Annotated in this window: 22 protein-coding genes; 8 read left to right on the forward strand and 14 right to left on the reverse strand. The window is 73.8% G+C overall.

The features are described 5' to 3' along the window. Positions 1 to 42 precede the first annotated feature (42 nt). On the forward strand, positions 43 to 1,161 hold the full coding sequence (locus tag CP977_RS07700; protein WP_062758973.1) for a DUF5925 domain-containing protein: 1,119 nt from the start codon (positions 43 to 45) through the stop codon (positions 1,159 to 1,161). Positions 1,162 to 1,164: 3 nt separating this feature from the next. Here the strand turns inward: CP977_RS07700 and CP977_RS07705 are convergent, their stop codons facing one another. Then, positions 1,165 to 1,539, reverse strand: coding sequence for a GntR family transcriptional regulator (locus CP977_RS07705; protein WP_030212822.1), 375 nt, complete (start codon positions 1,537 to 1,539; stop codon positions 1,165 to 1,167). Between the two features lie 73 nt (positions 1,540 to 1,612). Here CP977_RS07705 and CP977_RS07710 point away from each other — a divergent pair, with 73 nt between their 5' ends. Next, positions 1,613 to 2,536 (forward strand): GNAT family N-acetyltransferase, encoded by a 924-nt coding sequence (locus CP977_RS07710; RefSeq protein WP_152369821.1) that lies wholly within the window; start codon positions 1,613 to 1,615, stop codon positions 2,534 to 2,536. Further along, positions 2,517 to 3,005: a ribonuclease FAU-1 family protein gene (locus CP977_RS07715; RefSeq protein ID WP_152369822.1), complete on the forward strand. Its 489-nt coding sequence runs from the start codon at positions 2,517 to 2,519 to the stop codon at positions 3,003 to 3,005. The genes CP977_RS07710 and CP977_RS07715 overlap by 20 nt, the downstream gene beginning before the upstream one ends. Positions 3,006 to 3,014: 9 nt before the next feature. Here the strand turns inward: CP977_RS07715 and CP977_RS07720 are convergent, their stop codons facing one another. From CP977_RS07720 to CP977_RS07735, 4 genes are all read right to left on the reverse strand, one after another. After that, positions 3,015 to 3,539: a DUF6299 family protein gene (locus tag CP977_RS07720; RefSeq protein ID WP_109187078.1), complete on the reverse strand. Its 525-nt coding sequence runs from the start codon at positions 3,537 to 3,539 to the stop codon at positions 3,015 to 3,017. Positions 3,540 to 3,613: 74 nt separating this feature from the next. Next, positions 3,614 to 5,119 carry a tripartite tricarboxylate transporter permease gene (locus tag CP977_RS07725; RefSeq protein WP_109187079.1) on the reverse strand — a complete coding sequence of 502 codons (1,506 nt, stop codon included), beginning with the start codon at positions 5,117 to 5,119 and terminating at the stop codon, positions 3,614 to 3,616. Positions 5,120 to 5,122: 3 nt separating this feature from the next. After that, complete coding sequence (locus CP977_RS07730; protein ID WP_062758984.1) at positions 5,123 to 5,647, reverse strand: tripartite tricarboxylate transporter TctB family protein; 525 nt, start codon at positions 5,645 to 5,647, stop codon at positions 5,123 to 5,125. After that, positions 5,644 to 6,627, reverse strand: a complete 984-nt coding sequence (locus CP977_RS07735) for a Bug family tripartite tricarboxylate transporter substrate binding protein (RefSeq protein WP_062758986.1) — start codon at positions 6,625 to 6,627, stop codon at positions 5,644 to 5,646. The genes CP977_RS07730 and CP977_RS07735 overlap by 4 nt, the downstream gene beginning before the upstream one ends. A gap of 135 nt (positions 6,628 to 6,762) precedes the next feature. On the opposite strand from CP977_RS07735, the gene CP977_RS07740 reads away from it, so the two are divergent. Next, the gene (locus tag CP977_RS07740) at positions 6,763 to 7,431 is read left to right on the forward strand and encodes a response regulator (protein WP_079131447.1); all 669 of its coding nucleotides are present in this window, start codon (positions 6,763 to 6,765) and stop codon (positions 7,429 to 7,431) included. Positions 7,432 to 7,592: 161 nt separating this feature from the next. Next, entirely contained in the window at positions 7,593 to 8,612 is a 1,020-nt protein-coding gene (locus tag CP977_RS07745; RefSeq protein ID WP_152369823.1) for a lytic polysaccharide monooxygenase auxiliary activity family 9 protein, read from the forward strand. A 62-nt stretch (positions 8,613 to 8,674) separates the two neighbouring features. Here CP977_RS07745 and CP977_RS07750 read toward each other — a convergent pair whose 3' ends face one another. From CP977_RS07750 to CP977_RS07780, 7 genes are all read right to left on the reverse strand, one after another. Beyond that, positions 8,675 to 9,877 (reverse strand): hypothetical protein, encoded by a 1,203-nt coding sequence (locus CP977_RS07750; protein WP_229991584.1) that lies wholly within the window; start codon positions 9,875 to 9,877, stop codon positions 8,675 to 8,677. A gap of 202 nt (positions 9,878 to 10,079) precedes the next feature. Further along, positions 10,080 to 10,961, reverse strand: coding sequence for an esterase/lipase family protein (locus CP977_RS07755; protein ID WP_062758990.1), 882 nt, complete (start codon positions 10,959 to 10,961; stop codon positions 10,080 to 10,082). A gap of 270 nt (positions 10,962 to 11,231) precedes the next feature. Continuing rightward, a complete protein-coding gene (locus CP977_RS07760) occupies positions 11,232 to 12,125 on the reverse strand; it encodes a S1 family peptidase (RefSeq protein ID WP_183953305.1) in 894 nt (297 codons plus the stop codon). 180 nt (positions 12,126 to 12,305) lie between these two features. Then, on the reverse strand, positions 12,306 to 13,094 hold the full coding sequence (locus tag CP977_RS07765; RefSeq protein ID WP_152369824.1) for a DUF1684 domain-containing protein: 789 nt from the start codon (positions 13,092 to 13,094) through the stop codon (positions 12,306 to 12,308). A 42-nt stretch (positions 13,095 to 13,136) separates the two neighbouring features. After that, complete coding sequence (locus CP977_RS07770; protein ID WP_229991583.1) at positions 13,137 to 13,973, reverse strand: amino acid ABC transporter ATP-binding protein; 837 nt, start codon at positions 13,971 to 13,973, stop codon at positions 13,137 to 13,139. A gap of 73 nt (positions 13,974 to 14,046) precedes the next feature. Then, positions 14,047 to 15,852, reverse strand: a complete 1,806-nt coding sequence (locus CP977_RS07775) for an FAD/NAD(P)-binding protein (RefSeq protein ID WP_152369825.1) — start codon at positions 15,850 to 15,852, stop codon at positions 14,047 to 14,049. Continuing rightward, positions 15,849 to 16,715: an amino acid ABC transporter permease gene (locus CP977_RS07780; protein WP_152369826.1), complete on the reverse strand. Its 867-nt coding sequence runs from the start codon at positions 16,713 to 16,715 to the stop codon at positions 15,849 to 15,851. The genes CP977_RS07775 and CP977_RS07780 overlap by 4 nt, the downstream gene beginning before the upstream one ends. Before the next feature lie 530 nt (positions 16,716 to 17,245). Between CP977_RS07780 and CP977_RS07785 the strand changes: the two genes are divergently transcribed. Next, on the forward strand, positions 17,246 to 17,743 hold the full coding sequence (locus CP977_RS07785; RefSeq protein WP_062759002.1) for a GNAT family N-acetyltransferase: 498 nt from the start codon (positions 17,246 to 17,248) through the stop codon (positions 17,741 to 17,743). Then, positions 17,740 to 18,708 carry an ABC transporter substrate-binding protein gene (locus CP977_RS07790; protein ID WP_152369827.1) on the forward strand — a complete coding sequence of 323 codons (969 nt, stop codon included), beginning with the start codon at positions 17,740 to 17,742 and terminating at the stop codon, positions 18,706 to 18,708. The genes CP977_RS07785 and CP977_RS07790 overlap by 4 nt, the downstream gene beginning before the upstream one ends. 65 nt (positions 18,709 to 18,773) lie before the next feature. On the opposite strand, the gene CP977_RS07795 is transcribed toward CP977_RS07790, so the two are convergent. Beyond that, a complete protein-coding gene (locus tag CP977_RS07795) occupies positions 18,774 to 20,060 on the reverse strand; it encodes a DUF5685 family protein (protein ID WP_183953304.1) in 1,287 nt (428 codons plus the stop codon). Between the two features lie 370 nt (positions 20,061 to 20,430). Between CP977_RS07795 and CP977_RS07800 the strand changes: the two genes are divergently transcribed. Beyond that, entirely contained in the window at positions 20,431 to 20,862 is a 432-nt protein-coding gene (locus CP977_RS07800; protein WP_062759006.1) for a cell division protein SepF, read from the forward strand. A 42-nt stretch (positions 20,863 to 20,904) separates the two neighbouring features. On the opposite strand, the gene CP977_RS07805 is transcribed toward CP977_RS07800, so the two are convergent. Continuing rightward, on the reverse strand, positions 20,905 to 22,644 hold the full coding sequence (locus CP977_RS07805) for an MFS transporter (protein WP_152369828.1): 1,740 nt from the start codon (positions 22,642 to 22,644) through the stop codon (positions 20,905 to 20,907). Positions 22,645 to 23,046: the final 402 nt, after the last annotated feature.

The following is a 23,046-nucleotide window of genomic DNA, read 5'->3' on the forward strand; positions in this document are numbered from 1 at the left end:
CCCGCCCAAAAGACGGTGCGCCGCGCACCCGGTTGCCGGATCATGGGCGCCATGGCTGACACCCCACCGGCACCGTCCGCACCGCAGCGGTCGCTGCCGATCCGGTTGAACCTCGACGACAGCGACTCGCCGTCGGACGTCGTCGACGCGCTGTTCCTCGGCCGCTTCGCGACCGGCGAGCAGCCCCACTCCCACAGCACCACCCTGGACCGGGTCAAGCCGGAGGCGACGCTGCTCCCGGCGGGCGCGCGCGTGCTGCGGGCCTCCAAGGACGACGACCGCAGCGCCCTGCTCGCCGAGGGCGAGGGCTGGACGCTCCTGGTCTCCCGCTGGAACCGGGGCGCGGACGTCACCGTGACGGCCACGGACGAGGAGCTGGCGACGCGGGTCCTCGGCGAGGCCACGGACGGAGCGAAGGACGAGCCGGAGCCGCAGCCCGAGAACGTGACGATGGGCTTCTGGCACATGTCGCCCCGGCGCGGCCCGCACCGCACCACCCGGCAGATCAGCGCCGGGACGTGGGAGGAGGTGCGGCCCAACTACTCGGCGCCGGTGGCCGAGTCCATGGACCGGCTGATGAAGGTGACGCCCGACTCCGTCGCGGGCCGCCTCCTGCTGCTGCACGGGCCGCCGGGCACCGGCAAGACGTCCGCGCTGCGGACCCTGGCGCGGTCCTGGCGGGACTGGTGCCAGGTGGACTGCGTGCTCGACCCGGAGCGGCTCTTCAACGACGTCGGCTATCTGATGGACATCGCCATCGGGGAGGACGAGGGCACGGCGAAGGGCCGCTGGCGGCTGCTGCTCCTGGAGGACTGCGACGAGCTGATCCGGGGCGAGGCGAAGCACACGGCGGGCCAGGCCCTGTCCCGGCTGCTGAACCTGACGGACGGGCTGCTCGGGCAGGGGCGGAACGTCCTGGTCGGGGTCACCACCAACGAGGACCTGGAGCGGCTGCACCCGGCCGTGGTCCGGCCGGGCCGCTGCCTGGCCCGCATCGAGGTGGGGCCGCTGAGCCGGGCCGAGTCGGTGGCGTGGCTGGGCCGCGAGGAGGACGTGCCGCGCGAGGGCGCGACGCTGGCGGAGCTGTTCGCGCTCCGTCGCGGCACGCCCCCGGCGGACCTTCCGGAGCCCCGCACGGCGGGGGCGGGGCTGTACCTGTAGGGGTCAGTCGTCGTACGCGGCCCGCAGCGCCTCGTTCATCGCCGCCTCGGCGGCCTCGCGGCTGAGGCCGAGACGGCGGGTCTCCTCGGCGTACTGGGCGGCGGCGCTGGCGGCCCGGCGGCTGGCCGCGTCCCCCGCGGCGGCGACGAAGGTCCCGTGGCGCCCGCGCGTCTCGACGACCCCGTCCGCCTCCAGCGCCTTGTACGCCTTGGCGACCGTGTTCGCTGCGAGCCCCAACTGCTCCGCGAGTCCCCGTACCGTCGGCAGTTTGTAGCCGACCGGCAGTCCGCCCGACCGGGCCCGCTCCGAGATCTGGGCACGCAGTTGTTCGTAGGGAGCGGTGGTGGATTCGTGGTCCACGACGATGGTGAGTGTCACCCGCCGATTCTGCCCCCACCCCGCCGGAAAAGGGGAGGCGGCGGTGCACCCTCTGCCCGTAGCGTGCGCCCACATGACTGTGAACGTCCGTTACGTACGGGACGGGGACGCCGAGGGTTTCGCCCGGGTCCGCCGTGCCGCGCTCCCCTTCATGCTCGCGACCGCCGAACAGTGCGTGTTCGACTGGGCCCACGCCCACCCCGACAGCCACGCGCGCCCGCTCGTGGCCGTGGACGGGGACGGGGAGGTCGTCGGCACCGTCCAGCTCCGGATCGCCCACGACTCCCCGGAGCCGGGCATCGGCTCCCTCAACGTGTACGTGGACCCCGCCCACCAGGGGCGCGGCGCGGGGACGCTGCTGCTGCGCGCCGCCGAGGAGCACCTGGCCGCGCGCGGCGCGCGCACCCTCTACAGCTGGGTCCTGGACGCGCCGGAGCACCGGGCCTGGGCGGAGCGGCGGGGGTACTCCCCCAGCCGGTCGGCCCACTTCCTCCGGCTCGACCTGGCGCGGGCCGGGCTGCCGCCGCTCCAGGCGCCGCCCGCCGGTGTGGAGCTGCTGACGGCCGAGGACTTCGCGGCCGATCCCCGGCCGCTGTTCGAGCTGGACGCGGTGACGACCGCGGACGAGCCGGGCGACGTGTCGGTCGAGCTGGACGACTACGCGCACTGGCGGGAGACCACCTGGGAGCACCCCCTCTTCGACCGGTCGCTGACGACGGTGGCGGTGGTGGACGGGGTGCCGGCCGCGTTCAGCGCGGCGCAGACGGACGGACTGGGCCAGTACCACACGGGGATGACGGGCACGGCGCCGGCCTTCCGGGGCCGGGGGCTCGCCAAGCTGGTGAAGAACGCGTCGCTGCACCGGGCCCGGGAGGCGGGCTGTACGGAGGCGTTCACCGGGAACGATGCCGGCAACGGGCCGATGCTGGCGATCAACGCGTGGTTCGGCTACGAGATCGCGGCGACGGAGGTGCGGCATGTCCGTACGATCGGTTGAGGTCACCCTGACGAAGGCGGGCCGGACGAAGATCCGCTACCCGGCCGAGGTGCTCACGGAGGGGCCCGGCCGGCTCTCGGTGCGCGCGCCGTGGGCGGCCGAGGGGGTGCGGGACTTCGGCTTCGTGCGGTTCGAGCCGGGCGACGTGTTCGTGGAGCACTACTGGCGGGGCCGCTGGTTCACGGTCAAGGAGGTGTGGTCCGGCGACGGCGCCCTCAAGGGCTGGTACTGCGACGTCACCCGGCCGCCCGTGATCGGCGGCTCCGGGGTGGTGGTCGAGGACCTGGACCTGGACCTGTGGGTGTCGGCGGACGGCAGCGAGGTGCTGAGGCTCGACGAGGACGAGTTCGCGGCGAGCGGCCTCGCCGCCTCCGATCCGGAGGCGGCGGACCGGGCCGTGGCCGCCCTCGACGAGCTCGAAGCGCTCGGCCGCGCCGGTCTGGTGGACCTGCTGGACGGGTCCCGGTAGGGAGGCGCGTCAGCGCAGTTCGACGTCCGCCTTCTCGGTGGCGAGGAAGCGGGGCAGCGGCAGACCGGTCCCGCTGAGCTGCATCAGGGTGGCCTCCACGCGGGCGGCGCCGGGGACGTAGGCGGGGTCCTTCGCCACGGAGCTGTTGGTCCAGGTGTGGAGGTGCCCGTCGCAGACGGCGCGGGTGCCGCCGATGCCGGTGGAGCGGTCCCCCTGGACGAGGGTGGAGCTGACGAAGACGGGGCCCGCGCTGTCGTCGAGGCACCGGTAGGTGCCGGAGAGGGTGACGGTGCTGTCGTCGGCGACGGTCCCGTACGCGTCGACGAAGAGGCCGTCGGTGAAGTGACCGTCGGTGAAGCGGCTGTCGGTGAAGCGGCTGTCGCGGAGGTTGCTGTCGTGGAGGTGTCCGTCGCGGAGTTGGCTCCCGGTGGGCCGGTCGGCGGTGTGGTGGCCGTCGGCCCCTCCCGCGTGGGCGAGAGGGGCGACGGCGGCGGTGAGCAGGGCGGCTGCGGCGAGAACGAGCCGGACGCGCATGGGGGGTCCCTTCGGGGTGGGGGATGGTACTGCCCGCCAGGGATACCCGGATCCGGCCGTCGGATGGCCGAAGTTCATCCCTTCGGTGGGGCGGGGCGTTTACGGAGGGTGACCGCCCGCCGCAGGAGCGGCCAGGCGAGCAGGAGCGCGACGACCGCGTACACGGTGATCGAGAACGGGGTGTTCACGAGCCCGGTCAGGGAGCCGTCGCTGATCTGGAGGGCGCGGCGCAGCTGCTGTTCGGCGGCCGGGCCGAGGATGACGCCGATGACGGCGGGCAGCACCGGCAGGCCGTAACGGCGCATTCCGAGGCCGATCAGGCCGATGACGAGCAGGACGACCAGGTCGAGGGCCTCGCCGCCCACCGCGTACGCGCCGACGGCGGCGAAGAAGAGGATGCCGGCGTAGAGGTACGGGCGGGGGATGCGCAGCAGTTTGGCCCAGACGGGGGCGAGCGGCAGGTTGAGCGCGAGGAGCAGCACCATGCCGACGAAGAGCGAGGCGATCAGACCCCACACGAGCTCGGGCTCCCGCTCGAAGAGCAGCGGGCCGGGCTGGATGCCGTACTGCTGGAACGCGGCCAGCATCACGGCGGCGACGGCGGTCGTGGGCAGGCCGAGGGTCAGCATGGAGACGAGCGTGCCGGCGGCGGAGGCGGAGGCCGCCGCCTCGGGTCCGGCGACGCCCTCGACGGCGCCCTTGCCGAACTGGTCCTTGTGCTTCGAGAGGCGCTTCTCGGTGACGTACGAGAGGAAGGTCGGGATCTCGGCGCCGCCGGCCGGGATCGCGCCGAAGGGGAAGCCGATGAACGGGCCGCGCAGCCAGGGCTTCCAGGTGCGCTTCACGTCCTCCCGGCCCAGCCAGGGGCGGCCGACCGGGATGGCCTCGCCCGCCGTGCGGCGCAGGTGGGCGGCGACCCACAGGGCCTCGCCGATGGCGAAGAGGCCGACCGCGACGATGACGACGTCCACGCCGTCGGCGAGCTGGAGCGAGCCGAAGGTGAGGCGCTGCTGCCCGGTCATCGAGTCCAGGCCGACCAGGCCGATGGTGAGGCCGATGAGCAGGGAGGCGAGGCCGCGGACGCGGGAGGAGCCGAGGACGGAGGTCACCGCGATGAAGGCGAGGACCATCAGGGCGAGGTAGTCGGGGGCGCCGATGTCGACGGCGAGCGCGGCGACGGTCGGGGCGAGGACGACGAGCAGGATCGTGCCGATCATGCCGCCGGCGAAGTGGCCGACGGCCGCGGCGGCGAGCGCCTGCGCGCCCCGGCCGGCCTTGGCCATCGGGTTCCCCTCGATGGCGGCGACGACGGCCGCGCTCTCACCGGGGGTGTTGAGCAGGATGGAGGTGGTGGAGCCGCCGAACATGGCGCCGTAGTAGATGCCGGCGAACATGATGAAGGCGCCGGTGGGGTCGAGTCCGTAGGTCACCGGGAGCAGCAGGGCGACGGCCATGGCGGGGCCGATGCCGGGCAGGACTCCGATGGCGGTGCCGAGGAGCACGCCGAGGGCGGCCCAGAGCAGGTTGATCGGGGTGAGGGCGGTCCCGAAGCCGTCGAGGAGGGAGTTCAGGGAATCCACGGGTCAGATCACTCCCATCAGGGGGCCGCCGGGCAGCGGGACGCCGAGCAGCCGGTCGAAGACGGCGTAGGTGAGGAGCGACAGGCCGGCCGCGATCAGCGGGTCGCGGTGGAGGTGGCGGCTGCCGAGGGCGTGGGCGGCGCCCCAGAAGAGGAGGGCGCCGGCGACGGGGAAGCCGACGGGGCCGATGAGGACGGCGAAGCCGAGGAAGACGCCGGCCAGGAGCAGGACGGTGCGCCAGTCGGCGGGTGCGGTCAGGTCGACGTCCTCGCCGCCCTCGGCCTCGCCCCGGCCGCCGCGCAGGACGTCGACGGTGAGCAGGACGGAGACGGCGAGGAGGCCGCAGCCGACGACGAGGGGGACGGTGGCGGGGCCGACCGGGCCGCGTCCGGCGACGGTGGCGTCGAGGGTGAGGGCGTCGGTGAGGACGAGGACGCCGAGGAGGAAGAGGAGGGCTCCGACGCCGAGTTCGGAGCGTCCGCGCAGCCAGGTGGGAACGGTCGGCTTCGTGGGGACGGTCGGCTTCACAGTCCCAGCTCCTTCAGTACGGAGGCGACGCGCCGGTCCTGCTCGGCGAGGAAGTCGCCGAAGCGCTCGCCGGGGAGGAAGGCGTCGTCCCAGCCGTGGGTCTTCATCGACTCGCGCCACTGCGGGGAGTCGTGCAGGGCGGTGACGAGGGCGACGAGCTTGTCGCGTTCGGCGTCGGAGAGGCCGGGCGGGGCGACGATGCCGCGCCAGTTGGTGAACTCGGTGTCGAGTCCGGCCTCGCGGAGCGTGGGGGCGTCGAGGCCGGGGACGCGCTTCGGGCCGGTGACGGCGAGCAGGCGCAGCTCGCCGGCCTCGATCTGGTCGAGGTACTCGCCGACGCCGGAGACGCCGAAGGCGACCTTGTTCCCGAGGATGGAGGCGAGGAGTTCGCCGCCGCCGTCGAAGGGGACGTAGTTGACGTCCTTGGGGGCGATGCCGGCGGCGCGGGCCATCAGCATGGGGGCGAGGTGGTCGGGCCCGCCGGGCGAGGAGCCGCCGCCGACGGGCAGCTTGCCGGGGGCCTTCTTCCAGGCCGCGAGGAGGTCCTGGATCGTCTTGTACGGGGAGTCCTTGGCGACCACGACGATGTCCTGCTCCTCGGTGAGCCGGGCGATCGGGGTGGTGTCGGTGAGGGTGCTCGGGGTCTTGTTGGTGTGGACGGCGCCGACGACGCCGAGGCCCATGGACATGGCCAGCCGCCCGTTGCCGTGTTCGCCGACGAGCCGGGTGAGGCCGACGGTGCCGCCGGCGCCGGGCAGGTTGAAGACCTCGACGTCGCCGGTGAGTCCGGCTTCCTCGGCGTTCTTGGCGGCGGTGCGGGCGGTGATGTCGTAGCCGCCGCCGGGGCTGTTGGGGACCATGAGGCGCAGGCCGGGGATCCGGGTGCCGGTGTCGGAGCCGCTGCCCGGGCTGAGCAGCGGCGGACCCACCAGCACGAGCAGCGCCGCTCCGAGGAGGGCGAAGGGGGTGCGCAACCGCACGGGAGCCGCCTCTCAGGTAGGAGGAAAAGGGGGAGGTGAGGTGGCCCACATGTTGCCCGCGCGTTAAGGAGCTGTCTCTCTTCCGCAATCAACGGACGTTGTGGTCGTTGTGGTCAGGATCTAGCGTGGGTCGGCGTGACGAGGGTGCTGGTGGTCGACGACGACTTCATGGTCGCCAAGCTGCACTGCCGCTATGTGTCGGCGGTGGCGGGCTTCACGGTGGCCGGGGTCGCGCACAGCGGCGCCGAGGCCCTGCGGGAGGCCGAGCGGCTGCGGCCCGACCTGGTGCTGCTCGACGTGTTCCTGCCCGACATGGACGGCGTCCGGGTGCTGCGGGAGCTGCGCGCGGCGGGGCACGGCACGGACGCGCTCTTCATCACGGCGGCGCGGGACGCGGGGACGATCCGCTCAGCGCTGCGGGCCGGGGCGCTGCACTATCTGATCAAGCCGTTCAGCCAGGCGGCGCTGCACGAGCAGCTGCGGCACGTGGCCTCGCTGCGCAGCCGCCTCGACGACCTGGACGAGGCCCGGCAGGAGGACGTCGACCAGATCTTCGGCACCCGGCCGCGCGGCTCCCGCGACCTCCCCAAGGGCCTCGCCGCCCCCACCGCCGACCTGGTCGACTCGGTCCTGCGCGCCCACCCGGAGGGCCTTTCGGCCACGGAGTGCGCCGAGGCCGGCTCCCTCTCCCGCGTCAGCGCCCGCCGCTACCTGGAGTACTTCGCGGAGACGGGCCGCGCGGAGGTCACCCTCCGCTACGGCGGCACGGGCCGCCCGGAGCGGCGCTACCGGCGGCTGGGCTGACGGGGGTCTGCCGGGACGGTTCCTCAAGCGCCGCTCAGCGGCTCCTTAACAGGGCCCTAAGGATGGCCTCCGCCCCCTCCTCGCGGGCCCTTTCGCGGTTTCGGGCGGCTAGCTTTCTGGGCAACCCCCCACGCTCGCCCTCGTGAAGGAGCTGTCCTCCCATGACCTCTCGTCGTTCGGCCGCAGTCGTCACCGTCGGTACCGTACTGGCCCTGGCCGGGCTCCCGGCCGGTCCCGCGTTCGCGCACGGGTCGATGACGGATCCGGTGAGCCGGGTCTCGGCCTGTTACGCGGAGGGGCCGGAGTCCCCGCGGTCGGCGGCCTGCAAGGCGGCGGTGGCGGCGAGCGGGACGCAGGCGTTCTACGACTGGAACGCGGTGAACATCGCGAACGCGGCCGGGCAGCACCGGCAGCTGATCCCGGACGGCAAGCTGTGCAGCGCGGGCAACGACAAGTACCGCGGGCTCGACCTGGCGCGGGCCGACTGGCCGGCGAGCAAGCTGAGCTCCGGGGCGCACACCTTCCGCTACAAGGGGACCGCGCCGCACAGGGGCTCGTTCGAGCTGTACGTGACGAAGGACGGCTACGACCCGTCGAAGCCGCTCAAGTGGTCCGACCTGGAGGCGAAGCCGTTCCTGACGGTGACCGACCCGGGGATGCAGAACGGCGACTACGTCTTCCAGGGGACCGTGCCGAAGAAGTCCGGCCGCCACCTGATCTACTCGATCTGGCAGCGCTCCGACTCCCCCGAGGCCTTCTACACCTGCTCCGACGTGGTGTTCGGGCAGGACAACGGCTCCCCGGCGCCGGGCGCCAGCGCGCCCACCGAGCAGCAGATCGAGGACGGCAAGGGACAGTCCTCGGTCGAGCACGGCGGGCACGGGGACGACGACCCGGCGACCGGCGCCGGGGACACGGGCGCCGGGACCGGGGGTGCCGGGAAGACCGGCACCGCGGGAACGGGTGCCGAGGGGACGGCGGCCCCCGCGTCGTCCTCCTCGGCACCCGCCGCCCCGTCCTCGCCCAACGCGCCCGCGCCCGCCGGCACGTCCGGCTCCGGCGTGGAGCTGGCCGAGACCGGTGGCGACGCCGGCACCCCGTACCTCGCGATCGGCGGCGCCGCCGTGCTCGCGGCCGGTGCGGCCGTGCTCTTCGGGACCGCCCGGCGCCGCCGGGCCTGACGCCCGTCCGCTCGGGCAGCCTGGGGCTGTCCGAGCGGGGACGGTGTGCGGCGGTCGGTGCGTCAGGCGTTGCCCGCCGTGCCGGCCGCCCTCGTGTGCCGCACCACGGCCGAGGCGGCCAGGGCGACGACGGCCACGGCGCCCAGCAGGGCCACCGCCTTCGCCCAGGCGGACGTGGCGCCGAGGCTGCCGCTCAGCAGGTCGACCGTACGGGCGCTCGCGACTCCGTGGAGCGCGATGACGGCGACGCCGATGCCCGCGGCGGTGGCCCAGGCCACCAGGGTGTCCCGTGCCGCGAGCCACGCGGCGCCGACCAGGCAGAGCACGGTGACGACCACGGACAGCGTCTCCGTGTCACCGCCGGCGCGCAGGCCCGTGAGGTCCGTCGGCAGGTGGACGAGGCCGCAGGCGAACAGCGCGAGCGCCGCCGGCCAGCGCAGTGCCGACCGCAGCGCCGGGGAGCTGCTGTGGCTGCCGGGGCCCGCTGCCAGCGCGCCGTCCAGGGACGCCCCCGTCCGCTGGGCGGCGTCCCGGGAGCGCTCCGGACCGGCGGGAGCCGGGGCGGGCCCGGCCTTGCGTTCCGCGGTGTTCCCTTGCTCGGTGGGCTGCCAGTCGCTGCTGTCGGTGCCGAGGATGCCGACGAGCCGCACCACGTCCTCGATCGGCCGACCCACCGCCGCGGCGCGCAGCGTGGTCTCGGCCTGGTGGAGGTCGTATCCCGAGGCGTTCAGGAGGGCGAGCAGCTCGCGCACCTCGTCCAGGGGGCGGGTGACGGCGGCCGCGCGGAGCGCCACGTCCGCGGGGCTGGACAGTTCGCCGGTCTCCTGGAGCCGGGCCACGAGCGCGGCGACCTCGTCCACCGGGCGTTCGGTCGCCGCCGTCGTCAGGAGGGTGTGGACCGCCTCGTCGCCGGTCTCGTGCTGGTCCGGGACCTCCGGGACGGCCCGCGCGTCCTCACCGGGGTCGGCGGGGGCGGTCTGCGGACCGACCGGCAGACCGGCCGGCGGATCGGCCGGCGGATCGAACCGCCACGTCTCCGGCGGGGCCACGTCGTCCCGGTGGACGGGATCGACCGGGGCCGCCGTCAGGACAGGGACGTCCGGCGCCGTGCAGGGCAGGGCCGGACGAACGGGGAGGTCCGGCGCGTCGGGTGCCGGGGACGGGGAGACAGCCGACTGAGAGTGCGACCCGGAGACGGGCCCTTCGATCGGCTCTCTTCCTATGTCCTCTTCCGTCGGATGGGTGTGAGGAAGGTCGGTGGTCATGTCACAGGCTCCGTTCGTGGACGCCTTCGGGACGCCCACCATGGCTGTCTCTCGATGTGCCAGAAACGCACACCTGATGTCATTTAGCGCGCATTCCGTGACACTGCGCCATCAGAGGGCGTGTCCATTGGGCCGACGGAGCGAAGACGGGCGCGGCCGGGCCCCCTTCCGGGGGACCCGGCCGCGTGTCGAGCGGTGCGCGTCAGCCGATCACGGAGAGGCAGGTGGTCGGGGTCGCGCGGGCCGGGTCCAGGGCGTTGGCCACCTCGTGGAAGGTCACCCGGTCCACCGTGCCGATCGCCACGTGCTCGGACAGGTCGAGCGCGCACTTGTCCTGGATGAGGACGTTGGTGACGTTCGGGCCGCTCAGGAACTGCGAGCGGTACGGCGTGACGACCTCGTCGTACCGGGTCGCGATGACGTGGTAGCGGACCCCCGGCACGGTGTCGCCGCCCTGGTTGAGCTTGGTGACGAAGGGCGAGCCGGCGACCTGGTCGGCGAGGCCCGGGGTGCCGGCGCTGATGAGGTCCTCGACCCCGGGGAAGTACGGCAGCAGCTTGGTCAGGCCGAGCAGGGTGGTGCCGTGGCTGTTCGGGGCGATGCCGACGAGCGCGTTCACCTTGTCGGCCCCGCCGAGGAACTTCAGGTACCAGCGGGGCATCATGCCGCCCTGCGAGTGTCCGACGAGGTCGACCTCGGGGGCGCCGGTGGCGGCGAGGACCCGGTCGACGTAGGTGGCGAGCTGCCCGGCGGAGGCCTCGACGGGTCCGAGGCCGTGGAAGAAGGGCACGCCCGGGAGCTGCCCGTAGTCGAGCGAGAAGACGCAGTACCCGCGGTCGACGAGGTACGGCGCGAGGCCGAGCCAGTTGTCGACGGAGTTGCCGAAGGTGCCGTGGACGAGGACGACGGGGCGGGGGTGCGCGGCCGAGGGCTTGCAGGAGAAGTCGTTCCAGCCACGATGGGGCGCGGCGGCGACGGTTTCGGCCCGCTCGGGGGCGGCGGAGGCGGCGGTGGGGGCGAGGGTGGCGGCGGCGGTCAGCAGCAGGACGGACAGCGCTCTGACGGCGTGCTTCCAGGGCAGCATCGGGCGATCTCCTTGCGGCTCAAGGGGAAAGGTGGGGTGCTACGCCCTGCGGTCCGGACCACAAGTGGGGATGCGCTTCAGCCAAGCTACGCACGGGTAGCCACGGCTGGGAAGTTACGCGTCGGTAAAAAGTGATGCGCCGTCATGACCATCTGATAATGCGCGAGTTGGGGCGGTCCACGGACGCGCGACGCGGGAAGGCCCCGGCACAGGAGTGCCGGGGCCTTCCGTCTTCTTCACGCCGGGGCTGCTCGTCCCCGCGCGGTTCGCTCAGTACACGCTCACCCCGTACGCGTTCAGCGCCTCCGTCACGGGCTGGAAGAAGGTCGTGCCGCCGGAGGAGCAGTTGCCGCTGCCGCCCGAGGTGAGGCCGATGGCCCGGCTGCCCGAGTAGAGCGGGCCGCCGGAGTCGCCGGGCTCGGCACAGACGTTCGTGCGGATCAGGCCGGAGACGATGTCGCCGCCGCCGTAGTTCACGGTGGCGTTGAGGCCCGTCACGCTGCCGCTGTGGATGCCGGTGGTGGAGCCCCGGCGGGTGACCGACAGGCCGACCGTGGCGTTGCCGGCGCTCGTGATGTCCACGCTGCCGACGGTGCCGGGCTTGGCGATGGAGCTGTTGGTGTAGCGGACCAGGCCGTAGTCGTTGCCCGGGAAGCTGGACCCGGCGGTGGTGCCGAGGACGGTGGTCTTGGCGGAGTTGGCGTACCAGGTGCGGGCGCCGTCGGTGCAGTGCCCGGCGGTCAGGAAGTAGGAGGTGCCCGCGCTGTCGCGGACGTTGAAGCCGAGCGAGCAGCGCCAGCCGGCGTCGGCGTAGATGGGGTCTCCGCCGGAGATCAGCTTGGTGAAGCGGCCCGGGGTCCGTTCGACCTCGATGGCGGCGGCGTTGGCCCCGGCCCGCTGCTTGATCTTCGCTATCTCCGCCGCGCTGACGGTGGAGTCGGCGGTGACGACGAGCCGGCCGGTGGCGGTGTCGACGTGCCAGGCCGTGCCGGCCACGTCGGCGGCGCGGACGGCGTCGCCGGTCGCCGCGAGGGCGGCGGCGCTGTAGGTGCCCGCGGTTCCGGTGGAGTCGGCGTTCGCGGTGGGGACGGCGAGCGCCGCGGCGGCGGCGAGGCCCGCGGTGACGGCGAGCAGCCGGATCGTTCTCGTGGGGGTGGTGCGCATGGTCCTCACTTCTCGTTCCTCCCGAGGGGAATCGGGGGCCCGCAGTGGGGTGTCGGGCCCGTGAGGCGCGGCCCGGAGGCCGGCGCTGTGGGGGAGTCTCCGGCCGTACGACTTCACGCCGCAAGGGCGCCTTTCGGCCGTACAGCCCTCAACTACCCCGCACTGCCCAGCGGTTGGGGTTCAGTTCCGTACGAGCCGCCGCTCCCCCGCCGGGACGGCGACGTCGAGGGTGTTCCCCGGCGGCGGGAACGGGCAGAGGAAGTGGTCCGCGAAGGCGCACGGCGGCAGCAGCGCCCGGTTGAAGTCCACCGTCACCGTGCCGTCCGCCGCCGGGGCCGGGGGCTTCAGGAAGCGGAAGCGGTGACTGTCGTCGCCGCTGGTGGCGTCCGCGAAGACCGCCCACAGGGAGCCGCCCTCCCCGACCGCCACCTGGAGCGTGCGCTCGTCGCCGTCCAGCGCGAAGACCAGCTCACCGGCGAGGCCGAGGTCCCGCTCCCGGCCGTCGGCGTTCCCGACCCGCACGTCGCGCGTCTCCCCGTACGGGCGGAAGACGCCGGGCACCACCCAGCGCTCGTCGTACGGGGTGACCTCGACGCCCCGGAAGGCGCGGCGCGTCCCCGCGCCGGGGTCGAAGTCCCTTACGGCCCACTCCCCCTCGCGCCGCAGCAGCACGAACCGGCGCTCGCCCGCCGCGACCCGGGACTCCCCGGCCGGGCCCTGGTCGGCGGCGAGCCGGACGGTGCCGGTGAACGGCTTCCCGTCGACGGCGAGTCCGTCCCCGCCGGCCGCCGTCAGGACCACCTCGTCGCCGTCCGCCCGCCACTCCCCCGGAACGGCCGGAATTCGCCCCTCCGGGCGGTCGGAGAGCCAGTGGTGGCCCGCGAGGGAGAGCGGTCCGTACGGGGCGGAGACCGCGGCCTCGCGCGCCTCGCGCCACTCCCGCCAGTCCTGCCGTGGATCCGCGTTCATGCTTTTCAACCCTTTCGTACGGTCTCGGTGGTTCCGGGCGGGTCAGAGGACCTTGGAGAGGAAGGCACGGGTGCGTTCGTGGCGCGGGCTGTCCAGCACCTCGTCGGGCGGCCCCTGCTCGACGATCCGGCCCTCGTCCATGAAGACCACGGTGTCGGCGACCTCGCGGGCGAAGCCGATCTCGTGGGTGACGACGATCATGGTGGTGCCGGTGGCGGCCAGGTCCTTGATGACGTCGAGGACCTCGCCGACCAGTTCGGGGTCGAGCGCGGAGGTCGGCTCGTCGAAGAGGAGCAGGCTCGGTTCGAGGGCGAGCGCGCGGGCGATGGCGACCCGCTGCTGCTGTCCGCCGGAGAGCCGCCCGGGGTACGAGTCCGCCTTGTCGGCGAGCCCGACGCGTTCGAGGAGCTTCCGGGCCGCGGCCTCGGCCGCCTCGCGGGGGCGCTTGAGGGCCGAGACGGGGGCCTCGACGACGTTCTCCAGGACGGTCAGGTGCGGGAAGAGGTGGAAGTTCTGGAAGACGAAGCCGATCCTGGTGCGCTGCTTGAGGATCTCGCGCTCGCGCAACTCGTAGAGCTTGTTCCCGGAGCGCCGGTAGCCGACGAGGACGCCGTCCACGCTGACCGTGCCGCCGTCCACCTTCTCCAGGTGGTTGATGGTCCGCAGCAGGGTGGACTTGCCGGAGCCGGAGGGGCCGAGGACGACGGTGACCTCGCCGGCCCGCACGTCGAGGTCGATGCCGCGCAGGACGTGCAGGGGGCCGAAGTTCTTGTGCACGGCCCGGATCTCGACCTTGGCCGTGGCGGCGGGGGTCGGTTCGGCGGTGGTGGCAGGTTCCTTCGTGAGCGGTGCGGCCGGTGGGCCACTGGTGAGAGCCATGGCGGTTCCTCGGGAGAGAAGCGGGCGGGGTACGGGAGGGGAGCGGCCGGTCAGGCGCCCGACGGAGTGCCGGTCAGGCGCTCAGCGGGGCCGGGAGACGACACTCCAGGTCGCGCAGGAGGGCGAGCGCGGCGCGCGCGGTGACGTCGTTCTGCCCGAAGGCGACCCCGCCGGTACGGGGCCGGGTGAAGGCCCCGCCGGCGCGGGCGGTGGTGTGCGGGCCGAGCGCGAAGCGGCGCGGGTGCGGGCGTCCGTCGCGCTCCAGGACCCGGCCGTCGGCGGGGTCGACGACGAGGAGGCCACTGGCGGTGGCGCGGGCCCCCTCCTCGTACAGGGCGCGCAGCAGCGGGCTGCCGGTCAGTTCCCGGGTGGGGTCGGGCAGTCGGGCCTCGACCAGGGCGCGGGCCTCGGTCCGCTCCCCCGGTACGGCCTCGGAGGAGGCCCGGAAGAGGCCGCGTTCCTCGTCGGTTCCGACGGTGACGCGGGGGCCGAGGAAGCGGACGACGCCGGCGCGGGAGAGCGCGAGGAGTTGCCGGAGCCGGGGTCCGGGCGGGCCGGAGGCGAGGTAGCTGAAGAAGCCGTGCCACCAGCCGCCGGGGTCCAGGCGGTCGCCGAGCCGCAGGAGCTGCGCGTAGACGGAGAGCAGTCCGGCGAAGACGGCGGCGTCGGCGCTGTGGGCGGGGTCGTGGCGGCGGGCGAGGTCGGCGGCGATGTGGGCGCGCAGGCCGTCCTGGAGGGCTTCGGCGGAGGCGAAGCGGGCGCCGTCCAGGGGGTGGTCGAGGGCGTCGAGGTCGAGCCGGTCGGCGGGGTCGGGGACGGCGGCGGCGACGAGCGCGGCGAGTGCGGCCCCGCGCGGCTCGGCCGCCCCGTAGGCCTTCTCGAAGTCGTCCCAGGGGAGCGCGGTCCGCTCGGGGTGGGTGGAGAAGAGGCGGTGGTAGTGGGCCCAGCCGAGTTCCTTGTCGACCAGCGGCCACACGTCGCGCCGGAAGTCGAGCGGGCGGCCGAGGGCGAGCAGGGCGTCGGTCTGCCCGGTGCCGAAGAAGCGGGGCAGCGGGGGCCGTTCGCCGTCGAGGGCGTAGCCGATCTTCGAGCGGTACGGGACGCCCCGGCGCGACCCGACGTGCAGGACGGGCTCGCGGCCGGAGGGCACGTACACGAGGTCGTCGCCCTCGCCCTCGTACCGGCCGCCGCGGCCCTCGGTGAGGAGGACCATCAGGTCGACGAAGGCGAGGCCGAAGCCGCGGACGAGGACGGGCTCGCCGGCGGGGAGCGCGCTCAGGTCGGTGTCGGCGGTGAAGTCGGGCGGCAGGTGGACGAGGCCGTGGCGGGCGGCGAAGTCGGCGAGCGCCCGCTGTTCCCGGTCGGGTTCGGCGTCGAGGTGGCCGACGGTGAGGACGACCAGGTCGGCGGGGAGGGGCGCGGCGGCGCCCTCCAGCCAGACCCGCTGGCGCCCCTCGCGGGGGCCGGCGACCCGCAGCGCGCTGGTGCGGTGCTCGTGGACGGTGACGGAGGCGGGCAGGGCGGCGCGGGCCCGCTCGTACACCCAGCGCAGGTAGGAGCCCTGGAGGGGGCGGGTGGGGAAGGTGCGGCCGTCGATGCCGGCCCATTCGGCGAGGGTGGGTCCGGGCCGGACGGGCCCTTCGAGGCGCACGGTCTCGTCGGTGAACATCGTGACGTCCTCGGCCTGGGAGTTCATCCAGAGCAGCGGGGACTGTCCGGTGCGCCATATCCGGCCGGGGCCGGGCGGGTGCGGGTCGACGAGGTGCACGTCGAGGGGCCGGTCGCCGTACAGCTCGGGCAGGTTGGCGGCGAGCCGTTCGAGGAAGCCGGTCCCCCGCGGCCCGGCGCCCACGACGACGAGGGAGGGGCGGGTGCTCATCGGGCACCGGCCGTTCCGCGGGCGTAGTGCCGCTCGACGTAGTACTGGCCGACGCTCAGCACCGAGGTGACGGCGACGTACCAGAGGGTGGCGACGAGGAGGAGCGGGACGACCTCGTAGGTGCGGTGGTAGACGAGCTGGGTGGAGTAGAGCAGGTCCTGGACGGCGATCACGGAGACGATCGAGGTGCCCTTGAGGGTGCCGATCAGCATGTTCCCGGCGGGCGGGACGATGGCGCGCATGGCCTGCGAGAGGACGATCCGGGAGAGCCGGCGCCACCGGCCGAGGCCGAGGGACTCGGCGGCCTCGATCTGGCCCCGGTCGACGGAGAGGATGCCGCCGCGGACGACCTCGGCGGCGTAGGCGGCCTCGTGCAGGGTGAGGCCGATGACGGCGACGGCGACGGGTCCGAGGAGGTTGACCGTGCTCACGCCGAGGATCCGCGGGTAGAGCATGCCGATGTTGAACCAGAAGAGCAGCTGTACCAGGATCGGCGTGGACCGGAAGAACCAGACGTAGCCCCAACTGACCGCTCGTAGAACGGGGTTGGCGGAGAGCCTGAAAACGGCGAGCAGGGTGCCGAGGGCGAAGCCGAGGACCATGACGAGGGCGGTCAGCCACAGGGTGAGGCCGAGGCCGCGCAGGACGGACGCGGAGGTGAAGTACCGGGCGACGACGTCCCACTGGAAGGCCTCGTTGCGGACGACCGAGACGAGGCCGAGCGCGAGCAGGACGATCATGGCGCCGGCGGCGGCCCGCTGCCCGGTGCGGCGGGCGGGGACGATCCGGAGGGGCGGTCCGGCCGGCGGCGGGGCCGCGGCCTCCTTGGCGAGCGGGGCGAGGGGGGCGAGGGGGGTCGGCATGCGAAGGCTCCGTGGATGCCAGGGGGCGGATCGAACACGGGAGTGCGCACGGGAACGCCTGGGCGTTCGTGCGGGGAACGCGGGGTCGTTCGCATGGGAACGGGCCGGCGTTCACGCGGGGAACGCGCGGGGGCGTTCCCACGGGGTGCGCCTTCACACGCACGGCGAGCGGTGAGCGCGGGACCGGGCCCCTCAGCCCGGTGTCCGCCCTGTGAGGCTACGGTCGTCGGGCGGAGGCCTGTCAAGTCCGTCCGGAATACGGGCCGTTCGTCTCACGGCGGTTGACGGGGAAACGGATGCCTGTTCCACTGGGCCCATGCATTCGCGGCAGCTGGTCACGCGCTCCCACATCGACTTCGGTCGCGTGTGGTCCTCTTCCTGTTGAGCCGACCCCCGCGTCTCCTGCTCTCCCCTCCCCGCCCGTGGTGTCCCTTCTGACACCGTCGGCGGTGGTTCCTTCACCCGTGCGGCACTGAACTCCCCTCCCCTCGCCCTGCCCCTTCTCGGTTCTCTTCGCCCGAAAGAGACACATGCCTCTCACGCCCAGTCGTGAGTCCGCGCCGTCCGTGCGCCGGACCACGGCCGACGACCCCTTGGCGCGCCCGCTCCTCGACGGACTGGCGCACGAGTACACGACCCGGTACGGCTCCGCGCACGAGCTGAGCCGCTGTCCGGCGGAGGAGTTCGCCCCTCCCCACGGCGCCTTCCTGCTCCTCCTGGAGCAGGACGTGCCCGTGGCGGGCGGCGCCTACCGCCGCCACGACGAGCACACCGCCGAATTGAAGAGGATCTGGACCCACTCGGCGCACCGCAGGCGCGGGCTCGCCCGCCGCGTCCTGGCCGTGCTCGAACGGGAGGCCGCCGCCCGCGGCTACTCCCGCGTCTACCTGACGACCGGGCCGCGCCAGCCCGAGGCCAGGGGCCTCTACCTGGCGAGCGGCTACCGCCCGCTCTTCGACGTGTCCGCCGATCCCGAGACGATCGGCCCGCTGCCGTTCGAGAAGTTCCTGGAGAACCCGAAGCCATGAGTACGCCCACGAGTTCCGGCCCCGCCCGCACCACCGCCGTCTTCGCGCTGATCACCGCCGCCGCGCTCGGCCTCACCGCCTGCGCGGGCGGTGATCCCGCGACCGCACCGGCAGGGGCCCCGGGCGCGGCGAAGGGCGCCCTTCCCACCGAGGACGTGGTGGCGGGGGTGAGGAAGAACGAGGCGGCGGCGAAGCTGCTCCCCGCCGACGTGCGGCAGCGGGGCAGCTTCACGGTCGCCGCCTCCGTGGCCACCCCGCCCGGCTCGGCCTATCTGCCCGACGGCAGGACCGTGGTGGGGGTGGACGCCGACTTCACCGCGGCGGTGGCGAAGGCGCTCGGTCTGGAGCCGAAGCGCGAGGTCGTCGGCTTCGAGGCGATCCTGCCGGCGCTCGGCAGCGGCAAGTACGACGTGGGCACCGGGAACTTCGGCGTGACCGAGGAGCGGCGCAGGACGATCGACTTCGTCACGTACGTCAACGACGGGCAGGGCTTCGCGACCCGGGCCGACAGTCCGCTGAAGGAGATCACCGACCTCACCCAGCTGTGCGGCCTGAAGGTGGCGGTGGGCGCCGGCACCACCTTCGAGCGGACCCTGGAGCAGAACCGGGGGCGGTGCGCGGAGGGCGGAAAGAAGCCGTACGAGATCAACGTCTACAACGAGGCCGGAGCCTTCTGGATGGCGCTCCAGCAGGGGCGCAGCGACGTCGTGATGAACACGATCAACGGCGTGCGGTACGCGGTGACGCAGCAGAAGAACGTGAAGTTCCTCAACGAGTACCGGCGGCTCGACGTCGGCTTCGCCTTCAAGAAGGGCACCCCGCTCGCGCCGGCCTTCCAGGCCGCGGTGAACGGCCTGAAGGCCGACGGGACGTACGACCGGATCCTGCGGAAGTGGGGGGTGACGGGCTCGGGCATCGAGCGCTCGCGGATCTCCCCGCCGGAGATCCCCGCACCGAAGAAGTAGCGGTACGGGCCCGGTGGAGGACGTTTTCGTCGTAAGGGCCCCGCCGGGGCCCTTACGACGAGCCGTCAGCAGTCGCAGCCGCAGTTGCAGTCGCAGCAGCCGCCGTCCCCCTCGCCGCAGGAGCAGCAGTTGCTGCAGCAGTCACAGCAGTCGCAGCAGTTCCCGGGGTCGCACTGGCTGCAGAGGCCGTCGCGCCGCTGCCGGGTCCAGGGGTCCTCGTACGTCCCGCAGCACATCTGGCAGGTGCAGGCGAGGCCGACCCAGAGGGTGCAGCCGGCGATCAGCCCGCGCCGGCCGGGCGGTCCGGGCGGGAACGGCCCGCCGGGACCCCCGGGGCCGCCGGGTCCGGGGGCGTAGGGCCCGCCCGGTCCGCCGGGGCCGCCGGGACCGGGTGCGAACGGGTTGCCGGGCCCGGGCCCCTGGGGGGCGTACGGGTTCCCCGGCACCGGCCCGTGCCCCTGCGCCTGCCCGGCGCCGTGCGCCCCGTGCGAGCAGGTCGTGGTGCCGAAGGCGCGGTCCACCGAGGTGCGCAGTTCGTGGGCGAGGAGGACGTGGACCAGCTTGCCGTCGGCGAACCGGGCGTCCTTCAGGGCGAGGCGTATGCCGTGCAGGGCGTCGTCGGCGAGCCGGCGGGCCTCCTCGCGGGAGGTGCCGGTCGCGGTGAGCGGGTTCCAGGCGCCGCTCGCCGCGTCGGCGGCCTGGTCCTCGACGGCGTCGAGGAGGTGGGCGAGCCGGCCGAAGAGGCGTCCGGCCTCGGCGAGCGGCGCGGCGTTCTCCGGGCGGCCCGCGAGGACGGCGGTGTGGGCGAAGGCGGCGGCGGTCGCGGTCTCGGTCGGCTCGGTGACGGCGAGCAGGGGCGTGCCGGTCCCGGCGAGGGCCTCGATGCCGGTCTGGCGGTCGACGGCGTCGACGAGGACGGCGGTGTCGAAGCCGAGGGCGCGCCCGGTCCTGGCCCCGGCCCGGTCCCAGGAGCGGGCGACCCGGCGGGCCGCGGCGGCGACGGGCCGGCGCGCCAACAGGCCGTCCCGGTCGGCGACGTGGTCCCGCACCTTCGCCGAGGCGAGGACGAGCGAGACGGCGGCGGCGAGCCTGGCCCCCTCGCCCCGGGCCACGGGCGCGGTCCGCATGCCGCGCAGCGGGCAGGGCCCGGCGGTGCGGCGGCCGCTCGCCACGGCGCCGGTCTGAGCCTCCGTCAGGACCGAGACGATGAGCCCGTCGTAGTTGGTGACGACCCGGGCGAACTGGCCGTGGTCGGCGCGGAGCGCGAGGCAGAGGCCGCAGAGGTGGGCCATCCACTCGACCTTGAGGTTGTCGGTGAGCCGGTGCGTGCAGGGTCTGACGATTCCGAACAAGGACTCCCCCGTGAGTCGTGGGCCGGGCCGCCCGGGGGCCGCCCGCGAACCGGTGCGCAAGGTCGTACGGAGGCCCGTACGGAGGACCGTCGAGCGGCCTCGCGGCATCGTAGCGAGCGGTCCCGTTCACCCGTACGCGCCCGTCGTCACTCTTCCGGCACGACTTTCATATTTTCATCTGCATGGCCCCTCACCAGGGACCGCATACCGCACGTTTCCTGACGAATCGCCAGGAAACGGCCCTCACGTTCTGCACCAGTACCGTCACGAATCTCCTGCGCGGTGCTTATCCGCTTGGCGCGCGATCCGCATCATGGACGACGATGGGGACATGCGGAACCACAAGTGACCGCGTTGAAAGGAGGCGTCGATGGGATCGGTGCGCAAGGCAAGTGCCTGGCTGGGACTCGTCGAGGACAACGACGAGCGTTACTACGACGACGAGTACGCCGACGGTGCCGAGAGCGGCGACGCCTGGGTGACGGACCCCCGGGTCCGGGTGGCCACGGACACCGCGGAGGAGCGGGGCCGCCGGATCGCCACCGTCTCCCCCGACGGCTTCCGGGACGCGCGGGGCATCGGCGAACTCTTCCGGGCCGGCGTCCCGGTCATCGTGAACCTGACGGCGATGGAGCCGGACGACGCCAAGCGCGTCGTCGACTTCGCCGCCGGTCTCGCCTTCGGTCTGCGCGGTTCGATCGAGCGCGTGGCGACGCGGGTCTTCCTGCTGACCCCCGCCGACACCCAGGTCGTCAGCGAGAACGGCCGGCGCCCGCAGGACGGTTTCTTCAACCAGAGCTGAGCGGGTCCGCCGGCCCGCCCGGGGCACTCCCCACGGATCGGGTCAGTGCGCCGGCCGTCGCCCCGAGCCGGCGGGCTCGATCGCCTCCCGGGTCGCGGGCACCCGCGGCTCGGCCGCCTCGGACGGCCCCGCCTTCCCGGCGCGCTCCGCGCCCGGCACCGGACCGTCCGGGACCGTCCGCGCGCCCCCGGCCTCCACGGCCGCCTCCGGGCGCTCCGCCTCCTCCGGCCCCTCCGGATCCACCGGACACTCCATGACGCGGGGCAGCCGCAGGGCCATCAGCGCGCCGGCGAGCAGCAGCGCGGCGCTCACGCAGAGCGTGACGTGCAGACCGTTCACGAAGGACTGCCGGGCGGCCTGGTGCAGGGCCCCGCCGGCCGCGCCGCCGAGCTGGTCGGCCACCTTGTAGGCCTCGCCGAGCGAGTTCGCGGCGGCCCGGCTCGCCTCCTCGGGCACCCCGGGAATCCCGCCGAGACCGGGGGCGTACGCCGCGTTCATCACGCTGCCGAGCAGGGCGATGCCCATCCCGGCGCCGAGCTGGTACGAGGTCTCCCCGATCGCCGCCGCGCCGCCCGCACTCCGCGGCGGCGCCTCGCTGAGCATCGACTCGTACGCCGAGAAGAGCGTGGTCTGCAGGCCGAAGCCGAGCAGCACGAAGCCCACCGTGAGCAGCAGCGGCCGGTCGTGCTCCCCCATGAGGACGAGCAGCAGCACCGCGCCGGCCGTGAGCACGAAGCCCCAGCCGACCATCCGGCGCGGCCCGATCCGGCGCAGGGTGTACGAGCCGGTGGCGCCGGCCGCCATGGCGGCGAAGGTCAGCGGCAGGAGCCGCAGACCGGTCTCCAGGGGGCTGAGGCCGAGGACCAGCTGGAGGTACTGGACGGCGATCAGCTCCAGGCCGACCAGGGCCAGCATGGCGAGGACGATGCAGCCGACCGAGGTGGTGAAGGCGGGACGGGCGAAGAGGCCCGTGTCGATCAGCGGGTGCGGGCGCCGCTTCTGGCGCCGCACGAAGAGGACGAGGAGCGCCGCGCCGAGCAGCAGCGGCCCGGCGGTGGGCAGGGCGAGCAGCGGGTCGCCGGCCCCGGCGCGCTTGACGCCGAGGACGCAGCCGAGCACGCCGGCCGCGGCCATGAGGGCGCCGAGGACGTCCCAGGGGCCGTCGGCGGCGCCCCGGGACTCCGGCAGCAGGCGGCGGCCGAGCGGCAGGATCAGCGCCATCAGCGGGATGTTGATGAGGAAGACGGAGCCCCACCAGTAGTGCTCGACGAGGAAGCCGCCGAGGACCGGACCGGTGGCGGCGCCGATCGCGGCGACCGCCGTCCAGATCCCGATGGCGGTGGCGCGCTCCCGCCGGTCGGGGAAGACCGCCCGGAGGATGGAGAGCGTGGCGGGCATGATCATGGCGCCGCCGACGCCGAGCAGCGCGCGGGCCGCGATGAGGACGGAGGGCTCGGTGGCGAGGGCGGCGACCGCGGAGGCGGCGCCGAACAGCGCGTAGCCGAGCAGCAGGACCCTGCGCCGTCCGACCCGGTCCCCGAGGGTGCCGAAGAGGATCAGGAGCGAGGCGCAGATCAGGGGGTAGGCGTCGACGATCCAGAGCAGCTCGGTGGAGCCGGGCCGCAGGTCCTCGGTGAGCGAGGGGACGGCGACGTGGAGGATGGTCGCGTCCAGGGCGACCAGGAGGAGGCTGACGCAGAGGACGACGAGGACGACCCAGCGGTTGGCACCACCGCCCGCGGCGGCACGGGGTCGTGCTGGGGCCGTGTTCGTCCGCGACATGTACGTACCTCCCGGTGGAACTCTCGCGCTCGGTGGGCCCCCGACCAGGGGTTGCCTCCCCGGAGCGGCCCGGCATCGACGGGCGAGCGAGCCGCCAGCGTACGCGAGTTCAAGCGTCGAGCGCGTGGTGCACCTCTCACGCCGTCGGGGCTCCGGGTGTGGCGTACGCCACTCGGGGCGGTGCACGGATCGTACGGAATTCCGCGCGGGCGCCCGTTCGGAACAATTCCCGGGCGTTCAAACATTTTTCCGGAACGCCCCTTCGGGAATGGATTCGCAGGTCATCCGATTTCCGGACGGACGCCGGTAATGAGCGACCGGCGAGACGCACTCCACATCACATCGTCATCACGAAGGGAGCGGTTTGACGGGGTCGGCTTCTCACTCCCTGTAACGTCGATT

Source organism: Streptomyces cinereoruber, assembly GCF_009299385.1.
Taxonomy (GTDB): domain Bacteria; phylum Actinomycetota; class Actinomycetes; order Streptomycetales; family Streptomycetaceae; genus Streptomyces; species Streptomyces bikiniensis.

What these genes read in the sequence shown, in the direction of transcription:
- CP977_RS07760 (WP_183953305.1), bottom strand. Translation starts at nt 12,125, where the DNA reads ATGCGCACCACCCCCACGAGAACGATCCGGCTGCTCGCCGTCACCGCG.
- CP977_RS07720 (WP_109187078.1), bottom strand. Translation starts at nt 3,539, where the DNA reads ATGCGCGTCCGGCTCGTTCTCGCCGCAGCCGCCCTGCTCACCGCCGCC.
- CP977_RS07715 (WP_152369822.1), top strand. Translation starts at nt 2,517, where the DNA reads ATGTCCGTACGATCGGTTGAGGTCACCCTGACGAAGGCGGGCCGGACG.
- CP977_RS07765 (WP_152369824.1), bottom strand. Translation starts at nt 13,094, where the DNA reads ATGAACGCGGATCCACGGCAGGACTGGCGGGAGTGGCGCGAGGCGCGC.
- CP977_RS07805 (WP_152369828.1), bottom strand. Translation starts at nt 22,644, where the DNA reads ATGTCGCGGACGAACACGGCCCCAGCACGACCCCGTGCCGCCGCGGGC.
- CP977_RS07755 (WP_062758990.1), bottom strand. Translation starts at nt 10,961, where the DNA reads ATGCTGCCCTGGAAGCACGCCGTCAGAGCGCTGTCCGTCCTGCTGCTG.
- CP977_RS07800 (WP_062759006.1), top strand. Translation starts at nt 20,431, where the DNA reads ATGGGATCGGTGCGCAAGGCAAGTGCCTGGCTGGGACTCGTCGAGGAC.
- CP977_RS07745 (WP_152369823.1), top strand. Translation starts at nt 7,593, where the DNA reads ATGACCTCTCGTCGTTCGGCCGCAGTCGTCACCGTCGGTACCGTACTG.
- CP977_RS07770 (WP_229991583.1), bottom strand. Translation starts at nt 13,973, where the DNA reads ATGGCTCTCACCAGTGGCCCACCGGCCGCACCGCTCACGAAGGAACCT.
- CP977_RS07700 (WP_062758973.1), top strand. Translation starts at nt 43, where the DNA reads ATGGGCGCCATGGCTGACACCCCACCGGCACCGTCCGCACCGCAGCGG.
- CP977_RS07710 (WP_152369821.1), top strand. Translation starts at nt 1,613, where the DNA reads ATGACTGTGAACGTCCGTTACGTACGGGACGGGGACGCCGAGGGTTTC.
- CP977_RS07780 (WP_152369826.1), bottom strand. Translation starts at nt 16,715, where the DNA reads ATGCCGACCCCCCTCGCCCCCCTCGCCCCGCTCGCCAAGGAGGCCGCG.
- CP977_RS07785 (WP_062759002.1), top strand. Translation starts at nt 17,246, where the DNA reads ATGCCTCTCACGCCCAGTCGTGAGTCCGCGCCGTCCGTGCGCCGGACC.
- CP977_RS07750 (WP_229991584.1), bottom strand. Translation starts at nt 9,877, where the DNA reads ATGACCACCGACCTTCCTCACACCCATCCGACGGAAGAGGACATAGGA.
- CP977_RS07775 (WP_152369825.1), bottom strand. Translation starts at nt 15,852, where the DNA reads ATGAGCACCCGCCCCTCCCTCGTCGTCGTGGGCGCCGGGCCGCGGGGG.
- CP977_RS07790 (WP_152369827.1), top strand. Translation starts at nt 17,740, where the DNA reads ATGAGTACGCCCACGAGTTCCGGCCCCGCCCGCACCACCGCCGTCTTC.